This window comes from Streptococcus castoreus DSM 17536 (assembly GCF_000425025.1).
In the GTDB taxonomy this organism is placed as follows: Bacteria; Bacillota; Bacilli; order Lactobacillales; family Streptococcaceae; genus Streptococcus; species Streptococcus castoreus.
Map to the genome: position 1 here is coordinate 1 of NZ_AUKZ01000038.1, position 7,140 is coordinate 7,140.

Here is a 7,140-nt window from a genome sequence, read left to right on the forward strand (position 1 = left end):
CTTCCATTCTGATCGTGGTAAGGAGTTTGATAATGCCTTGATTGATGAGATGTTAGAAGCCTTTGGCATCACACGTTCGCTGAGTCAAGCGGGTTGTCCTTATGACAATGCGGTAGCTGAGAGTACCTATCGCTCCTTCAAACTGGAGTTTATCAACCAAGAAAACTTCCGCTCTCTGGAAGAATTAACCCTTAAAACTAAGGATTATGTCCACTGGTGGAATCACCATCGCATCCACAGCACTCTTAATTACCAAACACCCATGACTAAAAGAGCAATCGTTTAACAAAAACACTTTATAAATTTTGTACAGAAAAGTGTTGCCTTTTCAGGAATCATCAGGTGAATATAATAAATTTACTTCAAAAGTGTATGGAACAAAACAAGTGGCTATTATTAAATAATAATATTAATTGTAGAAGTGTTGATAAATAGTCTGGTTAAAAATAATTTTATTGAACAAGTATAAGTGTCATACCCCTTATAAACTAATGGGTTGGCTATATAATATCTATAGCGTTGATGGTGAAAAATATCTTAAAAATCATAAGGCTGAGAAGGTTAATTTTACTGTCATCGCTATTACTTTTTTAGTGTCTATATATTTTCTATAGGCAACTTGACAAATATTGAATTATGATTTATTATTAAATAGAAATTCAGTATTGGAATAGAAAGAGGTGTGCTATGGCACAAGTATTAAAAGAAGAAGTTAGAAATAGAATACTCGAAGCAGCAGAAAAAGTATTTTATAAAAAGGATTATAGAGGTGCCAAATTAACAGAAATTGCAAAAGAAGCAGATATTCCTGTGGCACTCATTTATACCTATTTCAAGAATAAAGAAGTTTTGTTTGATGCAGTAGTAAGTTCTGTTTATATAAATTTCGAGTCAGCTTTTGATGAGGAGGAGTCTTTGGAAAAAGGTTCTGCTTCTGAAAGGTTTGATGAAGTTGGAGAAAACTATATTCATGAACTACTAAAAGAGCGTAAGAAGTTAATTATTTTAATGGATAAAAGCTCAGGTACGAAGCATACAGAAGCCAAACACAAACTCATATCACAAATGCAGGTTCATATTGAAGTAAGTTTAAAAAGACAATCAAAAGAGGAATATGATCCAATGCTTGCCCATATTTTAGCCAGTAACTTTACAGAGGGACTTCTTGAAATAGCAAGGCATTATCAAAGTGAAAAGTGGGCAAAAGATATGCTAAAACTTATTGCAAGGTGTTATTACAAGGGAGTGGAATCATTGTAAGTTGATTTGATATTTAAATGCGATAAATTTAAATTTTTGGAGGAGATATTTTGAAAAAATATAAAGATAAAGAAGAACTGAAATCTGAGATAAATAAAAGTTTTGAAAAGTATATTTCTGAATTTGATATTATTCCTGAATCGCTTAAAGATAAGAGAGTCCCTGAAGTTGACAGAACACCAGCAGAAAATCTTGCTTATCAACTCGGATGGACAACATTGGTTTTGAAATGGGAAGAAGATGAGAAAAATGGTTTTGAAGTAAAGACACCGTCGGATATGTTTAAATGGAATCAACTTGGAGAATTATATCAGTGGTTTACCGATACTTATGCTCATTTATCGATAGAAGAATTAAAGAAACGATTGAAAGAGAATATTATATCTATCTATACAATGATTGATACACTAAGTGAAGAAGAATTATTTAAACCGCATATGAGAAAATGGGCTGATGAAGCTACTAAAACAGCGACATGGGAAGTGTATAAGTTTATTCATGTTAATACGGTTGCCCCTTTTGGAACGTTTAGAACTAAGATTAGAAAATGGAAAAAGATTGTGCTATAATTTTTGATTTGCTGATACAGTAATTTTAAAAAATAGCTGATCGGCTAAAATGGACTTTGCGTAATCAGCAAAGTCTTACTTTAAACCTTAATACTGAATTAAAATTCAATATTATTCAATTTTGAAAGGAGAGTTGTTCATGCCAGAAAAAGAATTAAGGAAAAAAGTGATTGGGAAAAATGGTTTATCCAATTCACTTCTTGCTTTAAAAATAGTATTTGATTTGATACCACAAATCTTACTTGTATATTTGATTAGTTCTTTAATCACAAACAATATTAGCGAAGGTAATTTAAAGTATATATTCTTGGGGATCTTTATATCGTTTGTATTAAAAGGGGTGTTTTATTATTTTGCAACAAAGGTTGCTCATGAGAAAGCATACGAAAAATTGACAGAACTTAGGTTAGATATTATCGGTCATCTGAAAAAACTAAGTTTGGGATTCTTTAAAGAACATAATACAGGAGAGCTTACGAACATTGTTCAGCATGATGTGGAGCAAGTGGAAGTATACCTTGCCCATGGTCTTCCTGAAATAATGTCAGTTACACTTCTGCCTACTATCATTTTCATAGCCATGATTTTTGTGGATTGGCGTCTTGCACTTGGTATGATTGCTGGAGTTCCACTTATGTATTTGGTAAAAGTTCTTTCACAGAAAACAATGGATAAAAACTTTGCTATTTACTTTAACCATGAAAACAAGATGAGAGAAGAGCTAATGGAATATGTAAAAAATATTTCTGTTATTAAGGCTTTTGCTAAAGAAGAGGAAATTAGTGAAAGAACATTAAAAACGGCAAGGGAATATATTTACTGGGTTAAAAAGAGCATGGGGATGGTTACAATTCCAATGGGACTCATTGACATATTTATGGAAATTGGAGTGGTTATTGTCATGATTTTGGGAAGCATATTTCTTTACTATGGAAATATTACAACGCCTAATTTTATTCTTGCCATTATTTTATCGTCTGCTTTTACTGCTTCTATAAGTAAGACGGCTACATTGCAACATTTTTCTATTGTGTTTAAGGAAGCTCTAAAGGCAATAGGAAAAATATTAACAGTTCCGCTTCCAAACAAAAAGACAGAAGAAGGTTTAGAATTTGGAAACATAGAATTTAAAGATGTGAATTTTGCATACGGAAAAGATAGCTTTGAGCTTAAAAATATCAATTTGACTTTTAAGAAAAATAGTTTGAATGCCTTTGTAGGAGCCAGCGGTTGTGGAAAGACTACTATAACCAACTTACTTCTAAGATTTTATGATGTGCATAAAGGGAAAATTACACTTGGAGGAACTGATATAAGGGATATTCCTTATGATGAGCTTTTAGATCGTATCAGCATTGTCATGCAGAATGTTCAACTGTTTGATAACACGATTGAAGAAAATATCAGAGTAGGTAAAAAAGGAGCTACAAAAGAGGAAATTATTAAAGCTGCAAAGAAGGCAAGGATACATGATTTCATTATGAGTTTACCAAAAGGTTATGAAACGGATATTGGAGAAAATGGTGGGCTTCTTTCAGGTGGACAAAGACAAAGAATATCTATTGCAAGAGCTTTTCTAAAAGATGCACCAATTTTAATTCTTGATGAAATGACAAGTAATGTTGATCCTGTAAATGAATCTTTGATACAAGATGCAATTACAGAACTCGCAAAGAATAGAACTGTACTTGTAGTGGCTCATCATTTAAAAACCATTCAAAAAGCTGACCAAATTCTCGTATTTCAAAAAGGAAATTTACTTGAAAAAGGAAAGCATGGGGAACTTCTTGAGAAAGATGGTTACTACACAAAATTATGGAAAGCTCAGCATGAGGTGTAACCATGATTTTGTTAAAAGATGTTTCTTATGAATGGGAAGATGGGGAAGTTGCTTTAAAAAATATCAATCTTGAAATTAAAAAAGGTGAATTTATTTTAATTTCAGGGAAAAGCGGAAGTGGTAAAAGCACTCTTGGAAGTGTAATGAATGGTCTTATTCCACATTATTACAAAGGCAAAATGCAAGGAGAAGTCTTTGTGTCCGGAAAAGATATAAGCAAATTATTGCTTCATGAAATAGGGCATATCGTAGGAACTGTATTTCAAGATCCAAGAAGTCAGTTTTTTACGACAACGACAGATGAAGAAATAGCTTTTGGACTTCAAACCATCTGCAAATCAAGAGATGAAATCAAACAGAGAGTAGAAGAAGTATATGCAGAGCTGGATACCCTGGAACTGAAAGGAAAATCTGTTTTTGAATTATCAAGCGGACAGAAACAAAAGATAGCTATTGCAAGCATCTATGCAATGAATCCGAAAGTTTTGATTTTAGATGAGCCTTCAGCAAATTTGGATATGAAAGCAACATTTGACCTATTTTTAATTTTGGAAAAATTAAAGAAAAAAGGAACAACGGTTGTTCTGATTGAACATCGTTTGTACTATGTAAGATCTTTATTTGACCGTTTTCTTTTGGTGAAAGATGGAGAAATTGCACAGGACTTGAGTCGGGAAGAAGTTATCCATCTTGAAGGGGAGTTTTGGGATGATAATGGACTAAGAACTTTTGAATTAGAAGAATACAGGATAAGTGAGAAGAAAGATTTATATCAATTAAATGATGAAAGTATCAGTGGGAAAGGCTTGAAATTTTGTTATCCAAGTGCAACTAAGGTTGGAAATAAGCAAAACCAATACATCTTAAATCATCTTGATTTCAATATGGAGTGCGGAAAAGCCATTGGTCTTATCGGCTTAAATGGTACTGGGAAAACCACCTTTGCAAGAGTGCTTTCAGGACTTGAGAAGATAGAAGAGGGAAAAATATGGGCGAGGAAAGATAAGTCGCTTAATCATAAAGATTTAATGGATATGTCATATTTTGTCTTTCAAGATTCAGACTATCAGTTGTTTTCGGAAAGTGTACTTGATGAAATGCTACTTGGTATTTCAAGTAAAGATAAAAAAGAAAATACTCAAAAGGCAAAGTCTATTTTGAGTGTACTTGGCTTAGACAAATACATTGATAAGCATCCGTTTGCTTTATCAAGAGGAGAAAAACAAAGATTGACAATAGCTTGTGGAATGATGAAAAAGGCAAAGATTTTCATCTATGATGAACCAACATCAGGTTGTGATAAAGACTCAATGCTTTCCGTCGCAAAACTGATTGAAGAACAATTGAAAATTGGGACAACAGTTTTGGTAATAAGTCATGATTTTGAGTTTTTAGCAAACACAGTGAGCAAGCTATGGGTAATGGGAGATGGAAAAATAGAAACTGTTTTAGATATGAGTGAAAGTAATAAATTTCTCATATTAGACAAGATGAGAGGAGGTAGAGAGCTTGTCAGATAGAAAAACTATAGATCCGAGAATAAAACTTACTCTACTTCCAATTGTTGGATTTACGAGCTTTTTTATAAGCGATACAATTCTGCTTTTTGTATTAATTGTTTTTGCCTTTTTTCTATATTTATATAGCGGGATGTGGAAAAGAGCGTTACGCTTTATCTTGTTTTTTGTGCTTTTATACTGCATAGAGTTAGGGCTTGGAAAGTTTTGTGAAGCAAGTGTTGTATTTGCAATGTATATGTTTATTTACTTTGCATCAAGAATGACCTTAATCGCTATGTTTGGTGGATATATAACAAAGACTACAAGTGTAAGTGAAATGCTTGAAGCATTAAATAGAATGAAAGTACCCAGAAGCATTGGTATCCCTTTTAGTGTTTTGGTTAGGTTTGTTCCAACTATAAAAATAGAAATTAAGGCATTAAAAGAGAATATGAAGATTCGAGGAATCGTAACAAGCAGATTTTTCCCGTTGCTACATCCAATTAAATATATTGAATATACGCTTGTTCCGCTTTTAATGAGAATGATTAAGATTTCAGATGAATTGTCAGCTTCAGCACTCATTAGAGGACTTGATAGTGGTGAGAATAGGGTAACATTAACAGAATTGCGGTTTAGATGGGCAGACTTAATGATTGGACTATTAGGAGCTTTGATAATTGCTCTTGTGATAGTAATACAGAGAACTTATTAGGAGGACTTTTATGAAAAACAAATTAAATGGTCATGATTTTATTACAATCGGAATTTTTAATGCAATTGGAATTGTCATATACATGGCAGCCAGCTTTGCTATGGCAACAACAGTTATTGGAGGATTTATTGCTTCAGGCGTTAGCTTTATGGTAGCTGCCACTGTTTATATCCTTATGGCTGTGAAAGTGAAAAAGAAGGGCGTATTTACAATATCAGGAACGCTTCTTGGTTTAATTGCGTTGTCAGGAGGACATTTGCCTCATGCAGTCTTTGCTGTAATCGGTGGAATTATATGTGATTTGATGATAGGAAATTATGAAAGTACGGGACGAATGATTATTGGATATGGGGTATTTGCATTAGCAGATTTTTTAGGGACAGTAATTCCTGTGATTTTATTCGGGACAGCTTCTTTTGTGGAAAGAGCATCAAAATGGAAAATGAGTGAAGCACAAATAAATGAAGCATTATCTTATTTCAAAGTTTCGTGGGCAGTAGGATTTGGCTTGATAACTTTTGTTCTTGCTTGCGTAGGAGCATTTGTTGCAACAAAGATACTTAAAAAACATTTTGAAAAAGCAGGAGTGATTTAATCAATCTTTTTAAGCTAGGAAAAATTAACTAATGAAAGTGATTTTGTGGGTTCGTTTATATAGAAAATGTCAAAGGGGCTAGAATTAGCCCCTACTTGATTATTTACAATTGCAACATTGATTTGTTGGATTGGTTCTTTTTTTTATTTCTCGTGGGTAGATTCCTTTATATTTTTTAAAACATGCACTAAATTTGCTGTGAGATGAATATCCGACTGCTTCCGCAATTTCTTGTATTTTCAGAGTTGAATTCAATAAAAGGTTTTCTGCCATATTCATTCTCTTTCGCTGCGTATATTCTGTAATACTGGATTGATATTTTTCTTTAAATATTTTTTTTAATTTAGTTCCACTCATCATGGCAATTTTTTCAAGGGTCTTTTGAGAAACGTCTAAAGCGTAATGATCATCAAGATACTTCGCTACATTTTCAAGAGCTATGTTGTCGTTTAAAGAAATATGTACATTTTTTCTGTTTAAAAATGCGTCTATTACAATACTAATCCATTCTTTAGCCTTGGCTTCAAAAAAAATCTCAGCAGCCGGAGACACCATATTACAATTTAATGAAAAGGCAACACTTTTCTGTACAAAATTTATAAAGTGTTTTTGTTAAACGATTGCTCTTTTAGTCATGGGTGTTTGGTAATTAAGAGTGCTGT

7 protein-coding genes and 1 pseudogene are annotated in these 7,140 nt (G+C 32.9%); 7 read left to right on the forward strand and 1 reads right to left on the reverse strand.

Going from position 1 to position 7,140, the window contains the following annotated elements; genetic code table 11:
- From H346_RS0107890 to H346_RS0107920, 7 genes are all read left to right on the forward strand, one after another.
- The coding region (locus H346_RS0107890) for an integrase core domain-containing protein (RefSeq protein WP_027970604.1) at positions 1-286 on the forward strand (286 nt) is incomplete at its 5' end.
- A gap of 401 nt (positions 287-687) precedes the next feature.
- On the forward strand, positions 688-1,260 hold the full coding sequence (locus H346_RS0107895; protein WP_009354789.1) for a TetR/AcrR family transcriptional regulator: 573 nt from the start codon (positions 688-690) through the stop codon (positions 1,258-1,260).
- 50 nt (positions 1,261-1,310) lie between these two features.
- Positions 1,311-1,829, forward strand: a complete 519-nt coding sequence (locus tag H346_RS0107900) for a ClbS/DfsB family four-helix bundle protein (RefSeq protein ID WP_027970605.1) — start codon at positions 1,311-1,313, stop codon at positions 1,827-1,829.
- Positions 1,830-1,968: 139 nt separating this feature from the next.
- Positions 1,969-3,669 carry an ABC transporter ATP-binding protein gene (locus tag H346_RS09965; protein ID WP_037562867.1) on the forward strand — a complete coding sequence of 567 codons (1,701 nt, stop codon included), beginning with the start codon at positions 1,969-1,971 and terminating at the stop codon, positions 3,667-3,669.
- A 2-nt stretch (positions 3,670-3,671) separates the two neighbouring features.
- Positions 3,672-5,189, forward strand: coding sequence for an ABC transporter ATP-binding protein (locus H346_RS0107910; RefSeq protein ID WP_027970606.1), 1,518 nt, complete (start codon positions 3,672-3,674; stop codon positions 5,187-5,189).
- Positions 5,179-5,883 (forward strand): energy-coupling factor transporter transmembrane component T, encoded by a 705-nt coding sequence (locus tag H346_RS0107915; RefSeq protein WP_027970607.1) that lies wholly within the window; start codon positions 5,179-5,181, stop codon positions 5,881-5,883. Before H346_RS0107910 ends, H346_RS0107915 begins: the two co-directional genes overlap by 11 nt.
- Before the next feature lie 10 nt (positions 5,884-5,893).
- Positions 5,894-6,478 carry an MptD family putative ECF transporter S component gene (locus tag H346_RS0107920; protein WP_027970608.1) on the forward strand — a complete coding sequence of 195 codons (585 nt, stop codon included), beginning with the start codon at positions 5,894-5,896 and terminating at the stop codon, positions 6,476-6,478.
- Between the two features lie 99 nt (positions 6,479-6,577).
- On the opposite strand, the pseudogene H346_RS09970 reads toward H346_RS0107920, so the two are convergent.
- Positions 6,578-7,045 (reverse strand): annotated as a pseudogene (locus H346_RS09970) (helix-turn-helix domain-containing protein); the annotation flags it as partial.
- Between the last annotated feature and the right edge of the window lie 95 nt (positions 7,046-7,140).

Coding starts and splice junctions, on each gene's coding strand:
- H346_RS0107895 (WP_009354789.1), top strand. CDS start 688: ATGGCACAAGTATTAAAAGAAGAAGTTAGAAATAGAATACTCGAAGCA.
- H346_RS09965 (WP_037562867.1), top strand. CDS start 1,969: ATGCCAGAAAAAGAATTAAGGAAAAAAGTGATTGGGAAAAATGGTTTA.
- H346_RS0107910 (WP_027970606.1), top strand. CDS start 3,672: ATGATTTTGTTAAAAGATGTTTCTTATGAATGGGAAGATGGGGAAGTT.
- H346_RS0107920 (WP_027970608.1), top strand. CDS start 5,894: ATGAAAAACAAATTAAATGGTCATGATTTTATTACAATCGGAATTTTT.